Genomic DNA, 23,687 nt, shown 5'->3' with positions numbered 1-23,687 from the left:
TATAATGATTTTAAATCCCTTACGTTATAACATAAATAAATTTATTATATGGCGCAACAAACCGTAAAATTCTCTAGAAAAGACTCTGCTCAATTCTTTAGAACGCTTAACAAACGTGTTAACAATTACTTCAAAGAAAATAATATTAAAAAAACAGGAAACAGAAAGTTATATATAAAGGCCGTGGTAATGTTTACCTTACTTCTTGGTCCCTTAGTGTTATTATTATCTATAAACGACTTACCTACATGGTTACAAATTATAGCCATGATAATAATTGGTATTGGAATAGCTGGTGTTGGCATGAATGTAATGCACGATGCAAATCATGGCTCATTTTCTAGTAAAAAATGGGTTAATAAACTTATGGGTAGCAGTATTCATATTTTAGCTGGTAATGATTACAACTGGAAAGTGCAACACAACGTACTACACCATACATACACAAATATTCAAGGCCATGATGAAGATATAGATGCTGGTAGAATTATTCGTTTTTCTAAACATGCTAAGTGGTTAAAAATTCATCAATATCAAAAATATTATGCCTTTTTACTTTACGGTTTACTAACTGTAAATTGGGCCATTTCTACCGATTTTAAGCAAACGTATCAATACCTAAAACGCAAGTTATCTTACGGCGATTTTCCTAATCCGGCAACACAATGGACTAAATTAATTATAGGCAAAATAATATATTATACCATTTGGGTAGTTTTACCTTTAGCATTAGGTTACGCTTGGTGGGAAGTTTTAATCGGGTTTTTAATTATGCATTACACTGCTGGAATGATTTTAAGTGTAGTATTTCAGTTAGCTCACGTAATGCCAAATACAGAAATGCCATTACCAGATGAAAATGGAAACATGAAAAACACTTGGGCTATTCACCAATTATTTACCACTTCTAACTTTTCGCCAAAAAGTTGGATTGTAGAATTCTATACAGGTGGTTTAAATAGACAGGTTGAGCATCACCTATTCTCTAACATTAGTCATGTTCATTACAAGCACATTGCAAAAATAGTTAAAGAAACTGCACATGAATTCAGTTTACCTTATAACGAATACAAAACAATGTGGAGAGCTGTTGCAGAACACTATCAACAATTAAAACAATTAGGACAAAAGCCTACTATGGCTTAATATATTTCGCAATACAAAAAATCAACACAACCACATGAACCAACTTTCGGATAGAATTAACAACCTAGCCACATCAGCAACGCTTGCCATGGCTGCAAAAGCCAGAGAATTACGGGCAGAAGGAAAAGATATAATTGGATTAAGTTTAGGGGAACCTGACTTTGATACACCAGATTTTATAAAAGATGCAGCTATTGAAGCTATTAACCAGAACTATAACAGTTATACACCTGTTGACGGTTATGTAGATTTAAAAAATGCAATTATCACTAAATTTAAACGCGATAATAACCTTAGTTATTCACTTCCGCAAATTGTAGTTTCTACAGGTGCAAAACAAGCCTTATACAATATTGCATCTGTGATGTTAAACAAAGGTGATGAAGTTATTTTACCTTGTCCGTATTGGGTAAGTTACAGTGATATTATTAAATTAAATGATGGCGTACCTGTTGAAGTAAAAACATCTATTGAGAACGATTTTAAAATGACAGCTGCTCAACTTGAAGCTGCTATTACACCAAAAACTAAAATGATTTGGTACAGTTCTCCTTGTAATCCAAGTGGTTCTGTTTATAGTAAAGAAGAGCTAAGAGCATTAGCAGATGTTTTACAAAAGCATCCTAATATTTATGTGGTCTCTGATGAAATCTATGAACACATCAATTTTAAAGGTGGTCATTTTAGTATGGCAGAATTTGACGATATGTATAATAGAACAGTGACCATAAATGGTGTATCTAAAGCATTTGCTATGACAGGTTGGAGAATTGGTTACATTGGCGCACCAGATTGGATTGCTAGAGCTTGTAATAAAATTCAGGGCCAAGTAACTAGTGGTGCAAACTGTATTGCACAACGCGCTGTTATAACAGCATTAGAAGCACCTGCTTCTTGTGTAAAATATATGGTAGACGAATTTAAAGTAAGACGAAAATTAATTTTAGATTTATTAGGTGAAATAGAAGGATTTAAATCTAATGAACCAGAAGGCGCTTTTTATGTATTCCCTAATATTTCTGCTTATTTCGGAAAAACGATTAAAGGAAAAGAAATAAATAATGCGTCTGATTTTTCTTTATTTCTATTAGAAGAAGCCTTAGTAGCAACAGTAACTGGAGAAGCTTTTGGAAATCCGGATTGTATACGTATTTCTTATGCAGCATCTCAAGATGAAATTAAAGAAGCTATAAAACGTATTAAAACTGCATTAAGTTAAAATTACGTTTTTAAAATATATTAAAGACCTTTCTATTTAAAGAAAGGTCTTTTTTATTTTATGGTTATCCAAACCAAAAACGATAGAATAAGAAAAGTTAAAATTATGACCTTTAGCCATAATATTTGGTTATCCTTTTTTATCTTTTTTCTTATTGCATTTAATATCTCTGGTGTTGCTTCAGGGAAGTCATATTCTGGTTTTTCTATAGAGATATTTTTACCATATTTTTTCTTAAACTTTTCCCTTTTAGAACGCAAATTATCATTGTTCCTTAAAGTCGAAATCATAGTCTGTACTACGCCAAAACTCATAAGTTTAAATTTTTAAGGATTGATTGTTATTAGCTCAATAATTCCTTCGGTAGTATATAAAAAGATACCTACAAGCAATAGGAATAATATAGCCGAAAGCATAATCACTTTTAGCATTCTAATTTTATGCTCTTCTTTTAAGCGATTACTTAAATCCTTTAATTGTTTTGTTGTTGCTTTAGGTAAATTATACTCAGTTTTACTATTTGGTTTATAGCCTCCAAGTCTATTTCTTAACTTATCTCGTTTAGAAAGCAAGTTTAGATTGTTCTTAATACTAACATTCATTGCTCCTGTAGACATAATTTCTATAAATTAAATAGTTAATAAAAGAATTGAATTGATAGCCTCCTATTTTTAAATCTAGGTTTCTAAAGACATAAAAGGCACAAATTAATGTGCCAGTTGATAGTTCTGTACTATTCTAATTTCTGTTTAAAACAGAGCAATTAATACTATCGCAAATACAGCTAATTTTAAGATAGCTCCTGTATGGTCTATCATTCTGTATTGAGAGGACTTAATGCGTTGTCTCATTCCAAAAATTGATTTTTTTGTTGACTTTATATAATTCTCTTTTACAATAGATTTGTAATTAGAAGTTAATAAGCCTTTTGATGTAAAGTTAGATACCGCAATGGGTTCTGGTACTGATTTTAATGATGTGTTTAATACTAATTCCATGATTGATGATTTTAATACTGAAACGAGTTCAGCACATGTTGGTTATACAAGTAAGACGTAGAATCAATTAAAATGTTACATATTGCATATCAACACTTAACAAATTAATAGTATCTAAAAACACGAAACTATTAGTGAGAATATAGGCTAGCTATAATTTAAAAAATCTTTAAAAAAATTGAAAATTTATCTATTTCGCCAAAAGAAAGGGGTCAATAAAATTAGAACTGTAAACAATTCTAATCTACCAATAAGCATTAAAAAAGAAGCCCACCATTTTCCTAAAGGAGGTAATGCTGCATAATTATTTACAGGTCCAAAATCACCTAAAGCTGGTCCAACGTTACCTAAACTAGATGCAGAGAGACCAATAGCCGATTCAAAATCCATTTGAAACATAGAAAACACTAATGCACCAACTATAAAAGATAACATATAAAGAATAAAGAAACCTAAAACATTAAATACAATATCTTTTGATACGGATTTCCCATTATACCTTACAGGCACAATAGCATTAGGGTGCAAAGCGCGTTTAAATTCTAAGAAACTATTCTTAATTAAAATTAACTGACGCATTACTTTTACACCACCAGAGGTACTGCCTGCAGAACCACCTAAAAACATCAATCCAAAAAAGAATACCGTTAAAAATGGTGTCCAAAGCGTATAATCTGCAGAAACAAATCCGGTTGTTGTAATAACCGTTAAAACCTGAAATAACGCATGTCTTATAGCACTTTCAGCCTCACCTAAAACCATAGGATGGTCTATAGAAGATATAGATACATCTGCTCTAAAATATATTAATACCGCAGCTATGGCTGTAAACACAATTACAAAAGTAGAATACAATTTAAACTCCTCATCCTTAAGTACTTTAGCCACCTTTCCTTTAAACAAATAGTAACTTAACACAAAGTTGGTACCTGCTAAAAACATAAAGAAGATAATAATGTATTGTATTGCCGGATTATCATTCCAATAAGCTACACTTGCATTTTTAGTAGAAAATCCTCCTGTAGACAATGTGCTTAACGCATGATTAATTGCATCAAAAAAAGACATTCCTGCAATTTGTAATAAAATTGTTTCTGCTGCTGTATACCCAAAATAAATTAACCATAAACGTTTTGCAGTATCTGTAATTCTTGGGTGTAATTTGTCTGCACTAGGACCTGGAGCTTCTGCCGCAAATAATTGCATACCTCCTACTCCTAATAATGGCAAAATAGCTATAGCTAATACAATAATTCCCATTCCACCAATCCAGTGAGTTATACTTCTCCAAAATAAAACTCCCTTTGGTACAACTTCAATATCATTTAATATACTTGCACCAGTTGTAGTATAACCAGACATGGTTTCAAAAAAAGCATCTGTAAAAGAAGGAATCGCTTCTGTAACTACATAAGGTAGAGTACCTGATAAGGACATTACTATCCACCCAAAAGCAACAACAATATAACCTTCTCGCTTATTCATTTCTTTACGATGGTCTTTAGTTCTATACATTGCAATAGTACCTATTCCTAATGTTGTAAGACCAGAAGTTAATAACTGAAGGGTAACACCATCCTTATAAATAAAACTGATTAATGTCGAAATCAACATAAAACCACCATTAAATAATAATAGCAATCCAAAAAAATGAAAAATGATTTTATAATTGAGTTTTATACGAGACATAACTTTTTTAATTAAGCAAAAAATGTTTCAACCTTAGAAATTGAGCGCGGTAAACAACATACTACAACGCGATCACCTGCTTCAATTTTAAAGTCTCCTAACGGAATTACACCTTTTCCTTCTCTAATAACACCACCAAAAATAGCTGATTTAGGAAAATTTAAATCCTTAATTAATTTATTAGTAATTTTAGAATTTGGTTTCACTACAAATTCTAACAGCTCAGCATTCATGTTTGTAAGCTTAGTCATTGCAACCACCTCACCTTTTCTAATATATCTAAAAATATTATTCGCTGCCAATAATTTTTTATTGATTAATGTATCAATACCAATTGATTGTGATAATTGATAATAATCCATATTTTCTACTAAAGCAATAGTCTTCTTTACGCCTTTAGATTTGGCTAATAAACAAGACATAATATTAGTTTCAGAATTCCCTGTTACCGCAATAAAAGCATCTTGATCAGATATATTTTCTTCTTCTAATATTTCTACATTTCTACCGTCTCCACAAATAATTAAGGCGTTTGGTAGGTCTTCTGCTAAATCTTCTGCTGTTCCTCTTTTACTTTCTACTAACTTTACATTAAACTTACTAGCACAAAGGTCTCTGGCCGTTTTAAGACCAATCTGACTTCCGCCGAGAATCATAATATCTTTAATTTCAACTTTTACTTTACCAGATAATTCAAATAACTCTTCATCACCACCTTCAGAAGTCATAAAAACGACCTTATCACCTTCTTTAAAAATGGTATCACCTCTAGGAATAATAGTATACTGCGTGCCTAAACGTTGAATAGCAATGGGAATAAAGTGCAATTCTGAATATAATTCTGCAGCCTGTTTAACGGTTTTATCAACAAAAGTTGCTGTTCTAGAAATACGTAAACCTAGCATGGTTAAAGCTCCATCTTCAAACTCATAAGTATCATTAAAACCATATTGATTTAATAATAACTCAATCTCTGAAGCCGCTAAAGATTCAGGCGAAATTAATTCGTCAATTCCTATTTTAGAAAACCCAACTGTATCTTTATGTTCTATAAATTCTGTATTAGAAATACGCGCTATTGTTCGTTTAGCACCTAATTGCTTCGCTAATACGCAAGCTGTAATATTTGTAGTTTCTGAAGACGTAACAGCAATAAATAATGCTGCACTATCTATACGTGCATCTCTTAGAATTTCAATAGAAGTAGCGTCACCTTTAATAGTTCTAATATCTAGATGATTACCTGCATAACCAAGACTATCCTTTTTAGTATCTATTAAGGTGATTTCTTGCGACTCATAAGAAAGTAGTTTCGCTAAATGAAATCCTACTTCACCTGCACCTGCGATAATTATTTTCATTGTATCTCGTTGATATAAGCATGCAAATATACTTATAAGTTATAAGTTTATGGATGCTTATAATGTTTAAGTTGTTTTACAATCTTAAGCATTTGGTGTTAAATACAAGAAATTTATACATTTAATTCTATTAAACTTTAAATACTAACCCTTTTATGTCCTTGTAACTTATACGTATATTTGCCAAAAATTTTTATGGCCGAAAAAATTAACCCATATAAAGATAGTAACCAATCTAAGAAGGTTCAGGTAACTAAAATGTTCGATACAATTTCTAAGGAGTACGATGGTTTAAATCGTGTAATTTCTTTTGGAATAGATGTAAAATGGCGAGAAAAGGTGGTTAAAATGATTGCAAACCACAAACCTGAAAACATTTTAGACATCGCTACAGGAACTGGTGACCTTGCTATTAACTTGGTATCTACAAATGCTAAAGACATAACGGGTTTAGACATTAGTGATGGCATGCTAGAAGTTGGACGACAAAAAATTAAAGCTAAAAATCTAGACAATATTATCTCTATGGTTATTGGAGATTCTGAAGATTTACCTTTTAACGACAATACTTTTGATGCAATAACTGTTTCTTTTGGAGTTCGTAATTTTGAAAATTTAGAGAAAGGTTTAGCCGAAATTTTAAGAGTACTAAAACCAAATGGTATTTTTGTTATTCTTGAAACCTCAGTACCTACAAATCCAATTTATAAATTTGGTTATAAAGTGTACTCTAAATTTATTTTACCAACTATAGGAAAGCTGTTTTCTAAAGACCGTGTTGCTTATAAATATTTAAGTGAATCTGCTTCAGTTTTTCCATATGGTAAAGCTTTAAACAATATTTTATCAAAAATTGGGTTTATTAATGTGGAACACAAACCACAAACCATGGGCGTTGCCACAATTTATTCAGCATCTAAAGCATAATATGAAGCGTTTTGTATTTATAATAGCCATTTTATTTGCCTTTCAAACTTTGTCTGCACAAATGTTTACTAAAGAGCGAGTAACCAATTCCGTAGATAATATTGACCAAAAATTTCTAACTTGGGGTTATTTTATTGGGTATAATCAATACGATTTTAATTTTGATTACAACCAAAATCTAAAAGACATACAAGTTGAAACTACAGGTGGTTTTCATTTAGGCCTTATTGGCGATATGCGTATTAACAACTATCTTAATTTAAGATTAGAACCTGGTGTTTTTTTTACCACAAGAAATTTAAAATATGACGAGAGTTATTTTAATGGTATGGATTTTAACAATTCTGACCTATTAAGAGAAGTAAAATCTACCTATGTTCATATACCATTATTATTAAAAATTTCTACAAAACGAATTAATAATTTTAAGCCTTTTATAGTTGGCGGCTTTTCAACAGCTTTAAATTTATCTAGCAACCAAGACAACCCTAATGATAACAGCGCAGGAGAATTTAGAATGACCAAAAACAATTATTTTTATGAAATTGGTTTTGGTATAGACATGTATCTACTCTATTTTAAATTTACACCTTCTATACGAGGTATTTTTTCTATCAAAGATGAAAACATTAGAGATGTTGACCCTAACAGTCCATGGACAGGAAATATTGCCAAAATGCAAACGCGTGGTGTTTTTATTAACTTTACGTTTCAATAGTACGTCGTTTAAATTCGCTTAACACAATTGCCGTTGCATTAGCTACATTTAAACTTTCAGTGTCTTTTATAACACCAAACTGAGGTATAGATATCTTTCTGTTTATTTTAGCCTTAATACTTTCAGAAATTCCATTAGCTTCATTTCCTAAGACAATAATGCCTTCTTTTGGCAAATTTGCAGTGTATATATTTTCACCTTCTAACAAGGTTCCAAAAACATCTAATTTAGAAGATTCTAGGTACATTTCTAAATCTAAATATTCTATATTCACTCTTGTTAATGATCCCATAGTGGCTTGTACAACTTTAGAATTGTAACAATCAACTGTATTTTTACTACAAACTAAATTTTTAACACCATACCAATCACAGAGTCTAATTATGGTTCCTAAATTCCCAGGATCTCTTACATCGTCTAACACTACAATTAAACCATCAGTCTGATTTTTAATTTGCTCAGGAATTTCAAAAATGGCCAAGGCCGTATTTGGATTTTTTAAGGATGTTATTTTTTTTAATTCTGCTTCCGATATTTCACAAATCAATTGAGCGTCAGCCTTAAAAATAGGTTTTGTTGTATACAAGGTTTTTAAAACAAAATCTGATTTTAAAAATTCTGAAATTCCTTTTATGCCTTCAACCAAAAACAAACCATTTTGCTGTCTGTTCTTTTTTAAACTTAAACTTTTAATTAACTTTATTTGATTCTTTGATAACATTAAAATGTCTTTACATTTGTTAGACGAAACATCTAGCGTACAAAGTAAACCTTTTTTTTGAGTTTATGCCGTTTCAAAATTAAAGCGTTGATACTGTTTCTAAAAGCGAAATGGTATTATTTTTGTTATTTAATTATCATTAATCAAAAAAGTAACTAAGGTTAGATCTTGCACCAATTTCCCTCCATATTAAAAACCGAATACAAATCACTTTTAAAAGGTTTATTCTCCATTTTGTGTTTGGTATTATTAAGCTCTTGTAATGTTGTAAAACGAGTAAAAGACAATGAACACTTAATAACAAATAATACTATTGTAGAGGATGGTAATACTGTAATGAATGAACGTATTAATAATATTGTAATTCAGAAAACCAATTCTGGAATGCGTAAGTTCTTTGGGTTCCCTTTAAAACTGCACATATACAATCTAGCTAGACCAAATATAGATTCTATTATAGAAACTAACGTGTTAAGCGATTCTTTAAAAGTAAAACGAAGAATTGCTTTACTTTCTAAAAAACAATTTAATAAACAATTACAATCTAGACGTAATTTTAATGCTTGGTTAAAGCGTATTGGAGAAGAACCTGTAATTTATAACGAAGATAAAACAGAAAACACTGTAACTAATCTTAGAAAATATTATTATAGTAAAGGATGGTTTAATAATGAAGTAAGTTACAGCGTAGAAAAAGATAGTAATAAATTAGCGCAAGTAACATATAAAGTTATAAAACATACACCTTATATATTAGATTCTTTAAACCCATACATAAGCAGTCCTAAAATAGAGTCTTTATACCCAAAACTTATAGCAAACTCTTTACTTAAAAAAGGAGAGCAATATAATGATGAGAATTTTATAAACGAACGCGAACGCATCAATACCTTTTTAAGAAATTCTGGTTTTTATCATTTTGGGCAAGATTACATAAGATTTGATATTGACACTATAGATACAAATCATAAAGTACATACAGACTTAAAAATAGGAAACCGTATTATAAGGAATGAAGATTCGGTTACTGTTTTACCTTTTAAGATATATAAAATAAAGGAAGTTAATATTTTTACAGACAGTAATTATGAAAACAGATTTCTACCAATTACAGATACCACCAAACATAGAAACTATAATTTATACAGTAAAGAGAAATTAAAATATAGACCTAAAGCAATCACAGATGCTATTTTTATACATAAAGGAGATACTTACAGTGATATTGCCAGAACCAGAACGCAACGATACCTAAACGATTTACAAATGTTTAGATATCCAGACATAGAGTATATAGAAAACGAAGACGATTCCACGCTCACGGCAAACATAAGGCTAGAACCAAAAAAAAAATATGACTTAAGTTTTGAACCCGAAATAAACACAAGTAATATTCAAAAAATAGGATTTTCTTTTAGTACAGGTTTAAAAATTAGAAATGTTTTTAGAGGTGCAGAAACACTTGAAATATCTGGTATTGCAGCCATTGGAGCATCTCAAGATCCTGCAGCCGGAGAAACTAGCTTTTTTGATATTAATGAGTTTGGAGGAAACATAAGATTAACTATTCCTAGATTATTTAGTCCGTTTAAAACCGCTAAAATTATTCCCAAATTTATGTCGCCTAGCACATCTATGTCTATTTCTGCAACGAGTCAGCAAAATATAGGTTTAGATAAACAATCATTATCGGGTGTTTTTAGTTACAATTGGTTCCCTTCTAAAACAGTAACAAACACCTTAGAACTATTTAATATAAACTTTATAAGAAACTTAAACACAAGCAATTACTTTGGCGTTTACACAAATTCTTATAATAGCTTAAATTCTATTGCAGAAGATATAGGTTACATAGCTGATGGAGAAGAGTTGTACGACGATTCTCTATCTACACCATATTATCCTGCAGACGTTTTTATAGAAGATGTACTATCTAATAATACCAGTTTAACATCAAATGACGATGACTACTCTACAGTTCAAAACATTGAAGAACGTAAAGAACGGTTAACAGAAGACAACCTTATATTCTCAACAAGTTTTGACTATAAAAAAGACAAACGAAAAAATATTTTTGACAACGACTTTTCAATTTTTAAATGGCGAATAGAATCGGCTGGGAATTTTTTATCTGCAATATCTAAATTAACAGATGTGTCTAAAAACGATGCAGGAAATTATGAAATTTTTGATGTAGCATTCTCTCAATACATAAAAACAGAAATAGATTATATAAAATATATTGACCTAGGCAGGCAAAACGTTTTAGCTTTTAGAAGTTATGCTGGTATAGCCATACCTTATGGCAACTCTAATAGTATTCCTTTTGCAGAAAGTTTCTTTGCTGGTGGACCAAACGATAACAGAGCTTGGTCTGCATACAATTTGGGACCAGGAAGCTCAAATTCTACTAATGAGTTTAACGAAGCCAATTTTAAACTTCATTTTAGTGCAGAACAACGTTTTAATATTTTTGGTCAATGGCATGGTGCATTATTTGTAGATGCTGGTAATATATGGAACGTACTAGACAACGTTACAGACGAAGCTTCAACTTTCACCAATTTAGATTCTTTAAAAGACATAGCCGTTGGCTCTGGTTTTGGCTTACGTTACGATTTTGATTTCTTTGTTGTGCGCTTAGACACTGGTTTTAAAACGTATGACCCTTCCGAACCTACCAATAAGCGATGGTTTAGAAATTATAATTTTACCAATGCAGTTTTTAACATTGGAATTAATTATCCTTTTTAGTATTATTATACATCACAATTATTAGTGTTTAAAACAATAAGCTTCTAATAAAATCAGGGGATTAAGATAGTTTTAGTACTATATCGTTTTCGGTATTTTATCAGCACTCAAAGTAGATAAATACTCAAATTTTGTGTATTTTTGATTACTAAATTTTCAATACATTAATTATGAGTCACAATATCAAACCAGGCGTTGCCACAGGTAAAGAAGTTCAGAATATTTTTAATTACGCTAAAGAGAAAGGCTTTGCCTTACCTGCAGTAAACGTTATTGGTTCTAACACTATTAATGGTGTTTTAGAAACTGCCAGAGATTTAAATGCTCCAGTTATTATTCAATTTTCAAATGGTGGTGCTCAATTTAATGCAGGTAAAGGCTTAAGTAATGAAGGTCAAAAAGCTGCAATTGCAGGATCTATTGCTGGTGCCAAACATGTTCACCAAATGGCAGAAGCTTATGGTGTACCTGTAATTTTACATACAGACCACTGTGCTAAAAAATTATTACCTTGGATTGATGGTTTATTAGATGCAAGTGAAAAGCATTTTGAAGAAACAGGAAAACCTCTATATAGCTCTCATATGATAGATTTATCTGAAGAGCCATTAGAAGAAAACATAGAAATCTGTAAGACATATCTTGAGCGCATGAGCAAAATGGGTATGACTTTAGAAATTGAATTAGGTATAACAGGAGGTGAAGAAGATGGCGTAGATAACAGTGATGTAGATGCCTCTAAATTATATACACAACCAGAAGAAGTTGCTTATGCTTATGAAGAGTTAAGTAAAGTGAGTGATCAATTTACAATAGCTGCTGCTTTTGGAAATGTTCATGGAGTTTACAGACCTGGAAATGTAAAACTAACACCAAAAATTTTGAAGAACTCTCAAGATTTTATTACAGAAAAATATGGTGTTGAGCACAATCACATTGATTTTGTATTTCATGGTGGATCAGGTTCTACAGTTGAAGAAATCAGAGAAGGTATTAGCTATGGCGTAGTTAAAATGAACATTGATACCGATATGCAATATGCATTTTTAAGTGGTGTTAGAGATTATGTTTTAGATAAAAAAGACTACTTACAAACACAAATAGGAAATCCTGATGGTGCAGATTTACCAAACAAAAAGTATTACGACCCTCGTGTTTGGTTGCGTAAAGGTGAAGGTGCTTTTGTAGAAAGACTTAAAAAAGCATTCCAAGATTTAAATAATGTAGATACGTTATAACATTTTTTAAAATTTCAATTTAAACCCATTAAAACTATATATCAGAGTTTTAGTGGGTTTTTATTTGTTTATAATAATTAATAATACAAGATACTTTTACCAATTTTTGAGTTATATTTAATAAAATAGTAAGTTTGTACCCTTTGCAACAGCAAATGATAACTAACTAAATAAATACGATTATGAGTTTTATAGATCATAATCATAAACCTGTCCTGAGCTAGTCGAAGGATTAAAAATCGTAACCTAAATATGGCTTGGTTTAAAAGAAAAGAAAAAGGTATACATACCTCTACTGAAGAAAAAAAAGACACACCAAAAGGTCTTTGGTATAAATCTCCAACAGGTAAGATTATTGACACCAAAGAATTAGAACAAAATTTCTACGTGAGCCCAGAAGATGGATACCATGTAAGAATAGGTAGTAATGAATATTTTCAAATTTTATTTGACGATAATAAATTCACGGAATTAGATGCTAATTTAACTTCTAAAGACCCTTTAAAGTTTGAAGACACAAAAAAATATCCAGACCGCTTAAAAGCAGCACAAGCAAAAACTAATCTTAAAGATGCTGTACGTACTGCTGTAGGCAAATCTAGTGGAAAAGACCTTGTTGTTGCATGTATGGACTTTAGTTTTATTGGTGGGTCTATGGGAAGTGTTGTTGGTGAAAAAATAGCAAGAGCCGCAGAATACGCTTTAAAGAAGAAAACACCTTTAATGATTATTAGTAAATCTGGTGGTGCTCGTATGATGGAAGCAGCCTTATCTCTAATGCAATTGGCTAAAACATCTGTAAAATTAGCCCAATTAGCAGACGCTGGTATACCATATATATCACTTTGTACAGATCCAACAACTGGCGGAACCACTGCTTCATTTGCAATGTTAGGTGATATTAATATTGCAGAGCCTGGAGCTTTAATTGGTTTTGCAGGACCAAGAATTGTGAGAGATACAACAGGTAAAGAATTACCAGAAGGGTTTCAAACCTCAGAATTCTTATTAGAGCATGGTTTTTTAGATTTTATAACGCATCGTAAAGATTTAAAAAACAAAGTAAATTTATATATAGATCTTATTACAAATCAACCTGTAAGAGCATAGATTTATTATATTAATAATTATTTTGGTATTAACATGTACAAAAGGAGACGTAAAACGTCTCCTTTTTTTGTCTTAATTTTAGGTCTACCAAGTCTTATTAATAAGTTTATTACTACAAACAAATCACTTTTATCTGTAAATTAATAAATTTTAAGTATATTAGGGCTCATAATTCCTCCTAAGAATTAACTGTATAATAGCATAACCAAAACTCAATTCCTAACAAATTGAAAGGCGGAACTATTTTACATTTTAAAATAATAATTTTAAAAGCCCTTATATCATTTAACTAAATTCTAGCTTTGGTACTAAGGTTTATTTCTCTCCATTCTTTTCTGATAGGTCACATAGTTGTGGTTTAAAAAAGTTTAACTGTACTGTACTGTACTATTTATATAAAACAAACCTCTGTTTATTTTATATGGTATGCGTCACAGACTATTATAGCTTAGTAATAAATCATCAGAAGAGAACCCTATGAACACAGATAAACAAAGCTTTAAGGTAGTAGGCATTGGCGCTTCAGCAGGCGCTTTAAGGGCTTTACAAGATTTATTTAGCTATATACCTAAAGATACTGGCATGGCATTTATTATAGTGCAACACCTTTCTCCAGATTTTAAAAGTTTAATGCCAGAACTTTTAGCCAAGTACACAGATATGCCAATCTATACTGCTAAAGACAAACAGAGCATTAAGCCTAACTGCATCTATTTAAATCAACCTAATAAAAACTTACATGTAAAAGGTTCAAAAATCTACTTACTAGATAAAGGCCCTAAACATAACTTAAACCTTCCTATTGATATCTTTTTTCAAACCTTAGGTGAAGAATTTAAAGAAAAAGCAATTGCTATTATTTTATCTGGTACAGGCTCAGATGGTTCTAGAGGTATCAGAACAGTAAAAGAAACTGGAGGAATTATTATTGCCCAAGATCCAAATGATGCGCAATTTGACGGCATGCCAAACTCGGCCATCATTACTAAAACTGTAGATTATATAGAAGACGTCAGACATATCGCAGAATTCTTAAACTTTAAACAAGGTAAAATGTTAAATCTCATAAAAACTTTTAACCTTAAAGAAGAACCTGAAATAAATAAAATTCTTCTTGATGTATTTAACTATTGTAATGTAGATTTTAGAAATTATAAAAAAAATACAGTTTTACGTAGAATAGAAAAAAGGATGGTTAGCCTAAATATTCAGAATATTTTTGAATATAGATTGTTTGTAAAAAACAATGATGAAGAAAAAGCAGTCTTAAGAGATGATTTTTTAATAGGAGTTACACGTTTCTTTAGAGATGATGAAGCCTTTATAGATATAAAAGACAAAATTGTACCTCAAATTTGTAATTCTAAAAAACCTGGTGAAGAAATTAGAATATGGGTAGCTGGATGTTCTAGTGGTGAAGAAGTTTACTCTTTAGCTATATTGTTTAGTGATTATATAACAAAAAAGAAATTATCCATAGATTTTAAAATTTTTGCAACAGATATTGATGCTAGAAGTATTGATACAGCAAGTTCTGGCAGTTACAATATTGACATCGTTAATGAGATTAGCAAAAAACATATAGAAACCTATTTTTTTATAAATAACAATAAGCTTCAAATTAGAAAATCTCTACGCGAAAAAATAGTGTTTTCTAAGCATAACCTAATTAGCGACCCTCCGTTTATTAAATTAGATTTAATATCCTGCAGAAACTTACTCATATATTTAGATAGAAACATTCAACGAAAAGTTTTACAAACCTTTCACTTTTCTTTAAATATAAACGGTTTTCTTTTTCTAGGTAATAGCGAATCCTTAGGCAATGTTGCTACTCATTTTAAAACTATTAATACCAAATGGAAAATTTTTCAAAATATTTCAGAATCTAAATATTCTCCAAATCTTATCAAAACCTTTCTCTCAACAAATACTATAACATCACCGAAAAAAATGGCTCCAAAAATTAACTCAAAACACGCTGTAAGTAATGAAGAATATATATATCATCATTACTTAAGTAAACGCTTTAGCCCTGATGCTATTTTTATAGATGCTGAATTTAATATTCTATTTATTAAGGGTAACGTAGGTAAAAAGCTATATCATACAGAAGGTGTTTTTGAAAATAACTTATTAAAAATTGTAGATAAAAACCTTGCTATTAGCCTTAAAAATGGCGTTAACAGATTAAAAAAAACTAATAAAGATATTTTAATAAGTAATGTTAGTAGTATTACAAAGGAAGGGTCCTTTTCTTTTAGTTTAAAAATACATAAACCAATTAAAGATGAAAATTTAAAAAACTGCTATTTAAAAGAATTTAGTCCAGATAAAAGAGAGACGAATATAGAAGAAATAAATCTTAAAAATGAAATTGTAAGTGAAAGCTCTAAAGAACAAATAGAAGACCTAGAAAATGAACTAAAAATTGTTAAAACAGAACTTCAAAATGCCATTGAAGAATTAGAGACAGCAAATGAAGAGTTACAGTCATCTAACGAAGAGTTAATGGCTACTAATGAAGAATTACAGAGCACCAATGAAGAGTTGCAATCTGTTAACGAAGAATTGTATACGGTAAACACCGAAATGCAAGAAAAAAACAAAGAGCTTACAAACCTCAGCAATGATTTATCAAACCTTTTAGATAACACAGAAATAGCAACGCTTTTTTTAGATGCGGATTTATGTATAAGAAAGTTTACACCTGCCATTAAAAAGATTTTTAAATTAGAAGAGGCAGATATAGGTCGTAAACTATCAAATTTTACTTCAAATTTTGATGCTAAAACAACATCAAAATTAATTACTGACTCTCAAAATGTATTAAAAAAACCTACCACAATTGAGAATCAACTTAGAGATATTAATGGCAACTATTACTTTCAGCGTATTAGCCCTTTTATAACATCTAATAAAGTTATAGATGGCGTAGTGATAACTATAGATAACATAAATAAAATAAAGGAGATTGAACTAGAATTAGAAGCTGCAGAGCTTAAGTACCATGAGTTATTTCAAAATTTAACAGAAGGCTTCATACATGCTAAAATTATAACAAACAAAAAAGGCGAAGCTGTAGATTGGGAATACCTAGATGTTAATATGGCTTATACCAAACTAATTGGCAAAGAGGCAAAGGATATCGTAGGCAAAAAAGTATCAGAAATTTTACCATCTTTAATTAAAGACCCAAATAAGTGGATTCAAAAATATGGAGAAACAGCACTGAAGGGTAAAAAACAAACTATTGAAGGTTATGTTTTACCGTTAAATAAATACTTCCATGTTAATACATTTTGCCCTAAAGTTGGAGAATTTGCAGGCACAATTTCAGACTTTACAGAATTGAAGAAAAAAGAAGAAGCCCTAACTAAAAGCAAACTAGAACTCGATAGAATTCAAAGTATTACACATGTTGGCAGTTGGACCTTAGAAACTAAAACAGGAGAAGTAAGTTGGAGTGATGAATTATTTAGAATATTTAGATTAGACATCGCAGAACATCCTCCAAAATATCACAAACATAAACGTTTTTTTACTGAACAAAGCTGGAACACACTATCTAAAGCTGTTGAACTGGCAGGAACTAAAGGAAAACCTTACGAATTAGAATTAAATATTATTAGAGATAATGGCGAAAAAGGATGGATGTGGGCAAAAGGCGAAGCCGTAAAAGAAAAAGGAAAAATTGTAAAATTACGTGGATCCGCACAAGATATCACCACTATTAAAGAAAATGAAAAAGCATTAATTATGGCTAAAAAACAAGCCGAAGATGCCGTTTTAGCAAACAAGCATAAGAATTTCTTTTTAGCCAATATGAGCCATGAAATAAGAACACCGATATCTAGTGTTTTAGGATTTGCAGATTTACTAAGAAGTGATACGCTTAGTAAGGAAAATCGTTTACGATATATAGAAATTATAGACAATAACTCTAAACAACTTTTAAATCTAATTAATGATATAATTGACGTTTCAAAAATTGAATCTGACGAGTTAAAACTGGTTTATAAAAATTGTAACGTTTCTGACCTCATAGAAAACTTAACACTCACCTTTGAACAAGTAAAAAAACAAAAAGACAAAGAGCACCTTACGCTAAAACCTATAATTCCGGATGAATTAAAAAGTTTAAATATTAACACAGACCCAAGACGGTTAGAGCAAGTTGTATCTAACCTTATTAACAATGCGGTTAAATTCTCCGAAAAAGGAACTATATCTTATGGTTTTACCCGAGAAGAAAATTACCTACGCTTTTTTGTAAAAGATGAAGGCATAGGTATTGCCAAAAACAAACAAAAAGAAATTTTTGAACGTTTTAAACAAGTCAATTATAAGGACAGTGCTAAATATGATGGCACAGGTTTAGGCTTATCTATTTGTAAAGCTATAGTTACACTCTTAGGTGGCGATATTACTGTTGAATCTAAAAGATACAAAGGCACAACATTTGAGTTTACCATACCTATTAAATTAGCTACAGCATTAGAGTTAAGTAACACCCAAAAGACCAGACAAAACGGCAAATTCCTAAAAAACAAATCAATACTTATTGCAGAGGACAATATGTTAATAAGAATGTTATTAGAAGCAATATTAAAGAAAACAGGAGCAAAATTACTTTTTGCTAACAACGGTAAAATTGCAGTAAAATACTACAAGGAAAACCCAAATGTAGACTTAATACTATTAGACATTCGTATGCCAGAAATGAGTGGTATTGAAGCAATGGATTTAATACTTCAAATTAATTCGGAGGCAAAAATAATAATGCAAACGGCTCATGCCATGGAAGAAGAAAAAAATATGTGCTACGAAAAAGGATGTGTAGACTTTTTATCTAAACCAATTGTAAAGGAACATTTATTTGATACGCTAGCCAAGTGGATTACCTAGCAATTAGTTTAAACAGATGTAAGTATATCAATTATATTGACATATCATAGCTTTTGCAATAAAAAGCTAAAACACTAACATTTAGCGTTTTATGATTTTTTTTAATATATTGCAATCTAACCATGTTTTCTTTTACGTTTTAAAACCGAGCTAATGAGAAGACTAAAAAACCAAAAAAATGAAAATTAAATTCAGTTTATTATTACTATTAGTGTCCGTATTTTCTTGTGACGATTTAGATGAATTAACAGAAATAGATATAATCCAAGATTTTACAACTACAATTAGCGTAGATGTACCAGAAGATTCAGAAGGACAGCCGCAGAGTTTCTCTACATCTACAACATTAGATATATCAGATAATGAAGAAATCCAAGATAATATCGATTTAATAGAAAATATGTCTATTAATTCCATAACTTACGAAATCACAAATTTTTCTGGATCAGAAGGCGCCATCTTAACGGAAGGTCAACTAATATTTGGCACTACAACTATAGCGGTTTCTAATATAAACCTTGAACAGTCTGATATTGATAATACACTTTATACTATTACTGATACAAGCGGATTTAATGAAATTGCAAATAATTTAGAAAACAACCTGCTAATTAATGTGTCATTAGCTGGTACAGTAAACGAGACACCTGTAGTTTTTGACATTGAAGTAAATATAGATTTAACTGTTACTGTAGACGTCTTGTAATATTTTAACAAAATGATATAAAAAAGTCTTTCCAATTAAATTGAAAGGCTTTTTTTATATACAGAAGATTAGCTGGCCTTTTTTAAAAATACAGTAAATTCCGTGCCTACACCAACTTGGCTATGTACCTCTACCTTTCCTCCTAAAGATTCAATATGATTTTTAGTAATAAAAAGTCCTATCCCAATAGCATCATCATTTTTATGAAAGGTCTTATACATTTGAAAAATATTAGTTCCAAATTTCTCTAAATCAATACCAAGACCATTATCTTTAATTTTAAGAACAACAAACTCACCCTCTTCAAAAGAACTCAATGCTATAATAGGCTTCCGATTTTCTGCTCTATACTTAATAGCATTAGTCAAAAAATTTAAAATAATACTATCCAAATACGCAGCTTTTCCTTTGATACAAATATCTTCATCAATTTCGTTATAAATAATAGCTTCTGTATTCTGAGCTAACGCAATAATATTATAAGTTGCCTTTTCTGCAAAGTCGTATAAATTAAGTACTTCCATTTCAGAATCTTCAATCTCTCTAATTTTGGCAACTTCAGTTAAATGATCTACAGTCTCTTGCAAATTGGCAATTGCACTTTTAAGTAATTGAAAGTTTTCGTTAGTATTTAAACTAGAGCTATCTTCCTCTAAAAATTCCGTGAGCAAAGCTAGATTACTAGAATGTGACCTAAGGTTGTGAGTTACAATATTAGCAAAAGATGTAAGTCTTTCATTTTGCTCTCTCGCCACATTAAGCATCAATTTTAATTTATCCTGATTTTTTTGTCGTTTACTAATATCATTAAATTGCCAAATCATATGTGGTCTACCTGCTTTAAAATAAACTAAAGAGACCGAAATTTGAACCCAAATAATAGTACCATCCTTGTGGAAATATCGTTGTTTTACACGGTACTTATCTATGGTACCATCTAAAAGTTTTTCAAACTTATCTTCATGAACACCTAAATCCTCAGCATAAATAATATTATTAATATCCATATTAAAAAGTTCCCATCTGGTATAACCAAATATATCACAGACACTTTGATTAACCTTTAACCAATTTCCATCTAAATTAACTATAGCAATGCCATTGTAGGTATTATTAAAAGTGCGTTCTAATACATCGTAAGCATTTGAGAAATTTCGGAGTTGATTGGAGACTTTCATTTTTAAAGTTTAATTACATTAATCTTGTTTGAAAGCTATTAGTTAGAAAGGGATTAACATCTTAATAAAAGATTTCAACATAAAAGTTACAAAAAAAAAGCCAAATGACAAAAAAATAGTATATTTGCCGCCTGAAAGAGAGTCTTTCAAATACATAACAATCATTTACAATAATATTAGAATGTACTTAACAAAAGAAGCAAAAGAAGAAATCTTCGCAAAACACGGTAAAGGAAAAAACGATACTGGTACAGCAGAAGGACAAATTGCATTATTTACTGCAAGAATTAACCACTTAACAGAACACTTAAAAAACAATCGTAAAGATTATAATACTGAGCGTTCTTTAGTAAAGTTAGTAGGTAAGCGTAGAGCATTATTAGACTACTTAACTAAAAAAGATATCTTAAGATATCGTGCAATAGTAAAAGAATTAGGATTAAGAAAATAATCTCAATATAAAGACCACGCCTAACAGCGTGGTTTTTTGTTATATAAAACTCGGTTTTAGACGAGTATAAAACCTAAAATTGAAGAAGCTAGATTCTGAAACAAGTTCAGGACTAACAGTTTTTCATTGGTCTAAACAACTACAACAACACAACGACCATTGTTTAACACCATTCTAGCGAGCGATAATGCGTTAGAATTTAGAACTAAAAAAATTTATGATTCCAAAAGTTTTTAGAGAGGTCATTGACCTTGGTGATGGTAGAGAAATTTCTATCGAAACCGGAAAATTAGCAAAACAGGCACATGGCTCTGTTGTTGTGCAATCAGGAAAATGTATGTTATTATGTACAGTTGTTTCCAATTACAAATCTGCAGATGTAGATTTCTTACCATTAACGGTAGATTACAGAGAAAAATTTGCAGCTGCGGGTCGTTACCCAGGTGGTTTCTTCAAAAGAGAAGCAAGACCAAGTGACGGTGAAGTATTGACCATGCGTTTAGTGGATCGTGTGCTACGTCCATTATTCCCAAAAGATTACCATTCTGAAACTCAGGTAATGATTCAATTAATGTCTCACGACCCAGAAGTTATGCCAGATGCTATGGCAGGTTTAGCCGCTTCTGCTGCTATTCAATTATCAGATTTCCCTTTTGAATGTCCAATTTCCGAAGTAAGAGTTGGTCGTATTAATGGTGAATTCATTATTAACCCTTCTTTTGCTCAATTAGCGGAAAGTGACATCGATATGGTTATTGGTGCTTCTGCCGATTCTGTAATGATGGTAGAAGGTGAAATGGATGAAATTTCTGAAGAAGAAATGACCGAAGCTATTAAATTTGCTCACGAAGCTATAAAAGTACAATGTGCTGCTCAAATTAAGTTAGCTGAAGCCTTTGGTAAAAAAGAAACTCGTGAATACGAACCAGAAAGAGCTGATGAAGATTTAGCTAAAAAAATACACGATATGGCATACGATAAAGTGTATGCTGTTGCTAAAGCAGGCTCTTCTAAACACGAAAGAGGTGCTGCATTTGCAGAAATTAAAGAAGAAATTATCGCAAGTTTTTCTGAGGAAGAAGTTGAAGATTACGGCGGATTAATTTCTAAATATTACTCTAAAGCTGAAAAAGCTGCTGTACGTGATTTAACATTAAACGAAGGATTACGTTTAGATGGACGTAAAACTACAGATATTAGACCAATTTGGTGTGAAGTAGATTATTTACCATCTACACACGGTTCTTCAATTTTTACACGTGGAGAAACTCAAGCTTTAGCTACTGTAACTTTAGGTACTAGTAGAGAAGCTAACCAAATAGACATGCCATCTTACGAAGGTGAAGAGCGTTTTTATTTACACTACAACTTCCCTCCTTTTTCAACAGGTGAAGCAAGACCAATTCGTGGTACTTCTCGTCGTGAAGTTGGTCACGGTAACTTAGCACAACGTGCATTAAAAGGAATGGTTCCTGATGATTGCCCATACACGGTACGTGTGGTTTCCGAGATTTTAGAATCTAACGGTTCTTCTTCTATGGCTACGGTTTGTGCTGGTACAATGGCAATGATGGATGCAGGTGTACAATTAAAAAAACCAGTTTCAGGTATCGCTATGGGATTAATTTCTGATGCAGATTCTGGAAAATACGCCGTACTTTCTGATATATTAGGTGATGAAGATCACTTAGGTGACATGGACTTTAAAGTAACAGGTACAGCAGATGGTATTACGGCTTGCCAAATGGATATTAAAGTAAAAGGATTATCGTATGAAATTCTTGTAAATGCTTTAAAACAAGCCCGTGATGGTCGTTTACATATTTTAGGTAAAATTACCGATACTATTGAAACACCAAACGAATCAGTTAAAGATCACGCACCTACTATGATTTCTAGACGTATTCCAAACGAATTTATTGGTGCGTTAATTGGTCCTGGTGGAAAAGTAATTCAAGAACTACAAAAAGAAACCGAGACTACTATCGTTATTAATGAAGATCCTGTTACCGAAGAAGGTATTGTGGAAATTCTTGGGGTTGGATCTAAAGGAATTGATGCTGTAATGGCTCATATTGACGCTATGATGTTTAAACCTGAAGTTGGTAGCGTTTACGAAGTAAAAGTTATTAAAATGTTAGACTTTGGTGCGGTGGTAGAATATACCGAAGCTCCAGGTAATGAAGTACTTTTACACGTTAGTGAATTAGCTTGGGAACGTACTGAAAACGTATCCGATGTTGTAAACATGGGCGATGTTTTTGATGTAAAATACTTTGGCATAGACAAACGTACCCGTAAAGAAAAGGTATCGCGTAAAGCACTTTTACCTAAACCTGAAGGTTACGCAGAAAGACCACCTAGAGATAACAACCGTGGACGTGATAACAGAGGTAGAGATAATCGCGGACGTGATAACCGTGGTGATAACAAAAAACCAAGAAATGATAAGAAAGAAGATTAATTCTTTTTTATAGTATTAAATATATAACCTGATTCTTAATTGAGTCAGGTTTTTTTATTTAACCAATTACAAAAATTAAACAAATCTCAAACTTTTAGT

General features: G+C 31.1%; 18 protein-coding genes. 11 read left to right on the top strand and 7 right to left on the bottom strand.

The genetic code is table 11. From position 1 onward, the window contains the following. Positions 1 to 48: 48 nt before the first annotated feature. The gene (locus tag GN138_RS05600) at positions 49 to 1,146 is read left to right on the top strand and encodes a fatty acid desaturase family protein (RefSeq protein WP_157362813.1); all 1,098 of its coding nucleotides are present in this window, start codon (positions 49 to 51) and stop codon (positions 1,144 to 1,146) included. A gap of 34 nt (positions 1,147 to 1,180) precedes the next feature. Then, a complete protein-coding gene (locus GN138_RS05595; RefSeq protein ID WP_157362812.1) occupies positions 1,181 to 2,365 on the top strand; it encodes a pyridoxal phosphate-dependent aminotransferase in 1,185 nt (394 codons plus the stop codon). A 53-nt stretch (positions 2,366 to 2,418) separates the two neighbouring features. On the opposite strand, the gene GN138_RS05590 is transcribed toward GN138_RS05595, so the two are convergent. The 5 genes from GN138_RS05590 to trkA all read right to left on the bottom strand — a co-directional run bounded on the left by GN138_RS05590 (position 2,419) and on the right by trkA (position 6,413). Further along, on the bottom strand, positions 2,419 to 2,679 hold the full coding sequence (locus tag GN138_RS05590; protein ID WP_157362811.1) for a hypothetical protein: 261 nt from the start codon (positions 2,677 to 2,679) through the stop codon (positions 2,419 to 2,421). Positions 2,680 to 2,691: 12 nt separating this feature from the next. Beyond that, positions 2,692 to 2,982: a hypothetical protein gene (locus GN138_RS05585; protein ID WP_157362810.1), complete on the bottom strand. Its 291-nt coding sequence runs from the start codon at positions 2,980 to 2,982 to the stop codon at positions 2,692 to 2,694. Positions 2,983 to 3,114: 132 nt separating this feature from the next. After that, entirely contained in the window at positions 3,115 to 3,363 is a 249-nt protein-coding gene (locus GN138_RS05580) for a hypothetical protein (protein ID WP_157362809.1), read from the bottom strand. Positions 3,364 to 3,549: 186 nt separating this feature from the next. Then, a complete protein-coding gene (locus GN138_RS05575; protein WP_157362808.1) occupies positions 3,550 to 5,052 on the bottom strand; it encodes a TrkH family potassium uptake protein in 1,503 nt (500 codons plus the stop codon). 11 nt (positions 5,053 to 5,063) lie between these two features. Further along, the gene (gene trkA / locus GN138_RS05570) at positions 5,064 to 6,413 is read right to left on the bottom strand and encodes a Trk system potassium transporter TrkA (RefSeq protein ID WP_157362807.1); all 1,350 of its coding nucleotides are present in this window, start codon (positions 6,411 to 6,413) and stop codon (positions 5,064 to 5,066) included. A gap of 195 nt (positions 6,414 to 6,608) precedes the next feature. Between trkA and ubiE the strand changes: the two genes are divergently transcribed. Both ubiE and porT read left to right on the top strand, forming a co-directional pair. Next, positions 6,609 to 7,340: a bifunctional demethylmenaquinone methyltransferase/2-methoxy-6-polyprenyl-1,4-benzoquinol methylase UbiE gene (gene ubiE / locus GN138_RS05565; RefSeq protein WP_157362806.1), complete on the top strand. Its 732-nt coding sequence runs from the start codon at positions 6,609 to 6,611 to the stop codon at positions 7,338 to 7,340. Between the two features lies 1 nt (position 7,341). Continuing rightward, the gene (porT, locus tag GN138_RS05560) at positions 7,342 to 8,058 is read left to right on the top strand and encodes a type IX secretion/gliding motility protein PorT/SprT (RefSeq protein ID WP_157362805.1); all 717 of its coding nucleotides are present in this window, start codon (positions 7,342 to 7,344) and stop codon (positions 8,056 to 8,058) included. Here the strand turns inward: porT and GN138_RS05555 are convergent. Beyond that, complete coding sequence (locus tag GN138_RS05555; RefSeq protein ID WP_157362804.1) at positions 8,045 to 8,779, bottom strand: TrmH family RNA methyltransferase; 735 nt, start codon at positions 8,777 to 8,779, stop codon at positions 8,045 to 8,047. The genes porT and GN138_RS05555 overlap by 14 nt on opposite strands. Positions 8,780 to 8,947: 168 nt before the next feature. Between GN138_RS05555 and tamL the strand changes: the two genes are divergently transcribed. The 5 genes from tamL to GN138_RS05530 all read left to right on the top strand — a co-directional run bounded on the left by tamL (position 8,948) and on the right by GN138_RS05530 (position 19,495). Beyond that, positions 8,948 to 11,533 carry a translocation and assembly module lipoprotein TamL gene (gene tamL, locus GN138_RS05550; RefSeq protein ID WP_157362803.1) on the top strand — a complete coding sequence of 862 codons (2,586 nt, stop codon included), beginning with the start codon at positions 8,948 to 8,950 and terminating at the stop codon, positions 11,531 to 11,533. A 170-nt stretch (positions 11,534 to 11,703) separates the two neighbouring features. Continuing rightward, positions 11,704 to 12,771, top strand: coding sequence for a class II fructose-bisphosphate aldolase (gene fbaA / locus GN138_RS05545; protein ID WP_157362802.1), 1,068 nt, complete (start codon positions 11,704 to 11,706; stop codon positions 12,769 to 12,771). Positions 12,772 to 13,023: 252 nt separating this feature from the next. Continuing rightward, entirely contained in the window at positions 13,024 to 13,881 is an 858-nt protein-coding gene (accD, locus tag GN138_RS05540; protein ID WP_157362801.1) for an acetyl-CoA carboxylase, carboxyltransferase subunit beta, read from the top strand. A 477-nt stretch (positions 13,882 to 14,358) separates the two neighbouring features. Then, on the top strand, positions 14,359 to 18,789 hold the full coding sequence (locus GN138_RS05535; RefSeq protein ID WP_157362800.1) for a CheR family methyltransferase: 4,431 nt from the start codon (positions 14,359 to 14,361) through the stop codon (positions 18,787 to 18,789). Between the two features lie 178 nt (positions 18,790 to 18,967). Beyond that, complete coding sequence (locus tag GN138_RS05530) at positions 18,968 to 19,495, top strand: hypothetical protein (protein ID WP_157362799.1); 528 nt, start codon at positions 18,968 to 18,970, stop codon at positions 19,493 to 19,495. Between the two features lie 68 nt (positions 19,496 to 19,563). Here the strand turns inward: GN138_RS05530 and GN138_RS05525 are convergent, their stop codons facing one another. Continuing rightward, entirely contained in the window at positions 19,564 to 20,673 is a 1,110-nt protein-coding gene (locus GN138_RS05525) for a sensor histidine kinase (protein WP_157362798.1), read from the bottom strand. Between the two features lie 181 nt (positions 20,674 to 20,854). On the opposite strand from GN138_RS05525, the gene rpsO reads away from it, so the two are divergent. Continuing rightward, positions 20,855 to 21,124: a 30S ribosomal protein S15 gene (gene rpsO / locus GN138_RS05520; protein WP_157362797.1), complete on the top strand. Its 270-nt coding sequence runs from the start codon at positions 20,855 to 20,857 to the stop codon at positions 21,122 to 21,124. Positions 21,125 to 21,341: 217 nt separating this feature from the next. After that, positions 21,342 to 23,588 carry a polyribonucleotide nucleotidyltransferase gene (locus GN138_RS05515; protein ID WP_157362796.1) on the top strand — a complete coding sequence of 749 codons (2,247 nt, stop codon included), beginning with the start codon at positions 21,342 to 21,344 and terminating at the stop codon, positions 23,586 to 23,588. The last annotated feature ends 99 nt before the right edge of the window (positions 23,589 to 23,687 follow it).

It is taken from the genome of Winogradskyella endarachnes (assembly GCF_009741275.1).
Lineage (GTDB): Bacteria > Bacteroidota > Bacteroidia > Flavobacteriales > Flavobacteriaceae > Winogradskyella > Winogradskyella endarachnes.
The sequence above is the reverse complement of the archived record's forward strand: the minus strand, read 5'-3'. Positions and strand labels throughout refer to the sequence as shown.

Bases quoted from the DNA above. Each gene is read 5' to 3' on its own strand.
- GN138_RS05595 (WP_157362812.1), top strand. From the start codon at position 1,181: ATGAACCAACTTTCGGATAGAATTAACAACCTAGCCACATCAGCAACG.
- GN138_RS05585 (WP_157362810.1), bottom strand. From the start codon at position 2,982: ATGTCTACAGGAGCAATGAATGTTAGTATTAAGAACAATCTAAACTTG.
- ubiE (WP_157362806.1), top strand. From the start codon at position 6,609: ATGGCCGAAAAAATTAACCCATATAAAGATAGTAACCAATCTAAGAAG.
- GN138_RS05525 (WP_157362798.1), bottom strand. From the start codon at position 20,673: ATGAAAGTCTCCAATCAACTCCGAAATTTCTCAAATGCTTACGATGTA.
- fbaA (WP_157362802.1), top strand. From the start codon at position 11,704: ATGAGTCACAATATCAAACCAGGCGTTGCCACAGGTAAAGAAGTTCAG.
- GN138_RS05600 (WP_157362813.1), top strand. From the start codon at position 49: ATGGCGCAACAAACCGTAAAATTCTCTAGAAAAGACTCTGCTCAATTC.
- GN138_RS05515 (WP_157362796.1), top strand. From the start codon at position 21,342: ATGATTCCAAAAGTTTTTAGAGAGGTCATTGACCTTGGTGATGGTAGA.
- porT (WP_157362805.1), top strand. From the start codon at position 7,342: ATGAAGCGTTTTGTATTTATAATAGCCATTTTATTTGCCTTTCAAACT.
- trkA (WP_157362807.1), bottom strand. From the start codon at position 6,413: ATGAAAATAATTATCGCAGGTGCAGGTGAAGTAGGATTTCATTTAGCG.
- GN138_RS05590 (WP_157362811.1), bottom strand. From the start codon at position 2,679: ATGAGTTTTGGCGTAGTACAGACTATGATTTCGACTTTAAGGAACAAT.
- GN138_RS05535 (WP_157362800.1), top strand. From the start codon at position 14,359: ATGAACACAGATAAACAAAGCTTTAAGGTAGTAGGCATTGGCGCTTCA.
- GN138_RS05575 (WP_157362808.1), bottom strand. From the start codon at position 5,052: ATGTCTCGTATAAAACTCAATTATAAAATCATTTTTCATTTTTTTGGA.
- GN138_RS05530 (WP_157362799.1), top strand. From the start codon at position 18,968: ATGAAAATTAAATTCAGTTTATTATTACTATTAGTGTCCGTATTTTCT.
- GN138_RS05555 (WP_157362804.1), bottom strand. From the start codon at position 8,779: ATGTTATCAAAGAATCAAATAAAGTTAATTAAAAGTTTAAGTTTAAAA.
- accD (WP_157362801.1), top strand. From the start codon at position 13,024: ATGGCTTGGTTTAAAAGAAAAGAAAAAGGTATACATACCTCTACTGAA.
- rpsO (WP_157362797.1), top strand. From the start codon at position 20,855: ATGTACTTAACAAAAGAAGCAAAAGAAGAAATCTTCGCAAAACACGGT.
- GN138_RS05580 (WP_157362809.1), bottom strand. From the start codon at position 3,363: ATGGAATTAGTATTAAACACATCATTAAAATCAGTACCAGAACCCATT.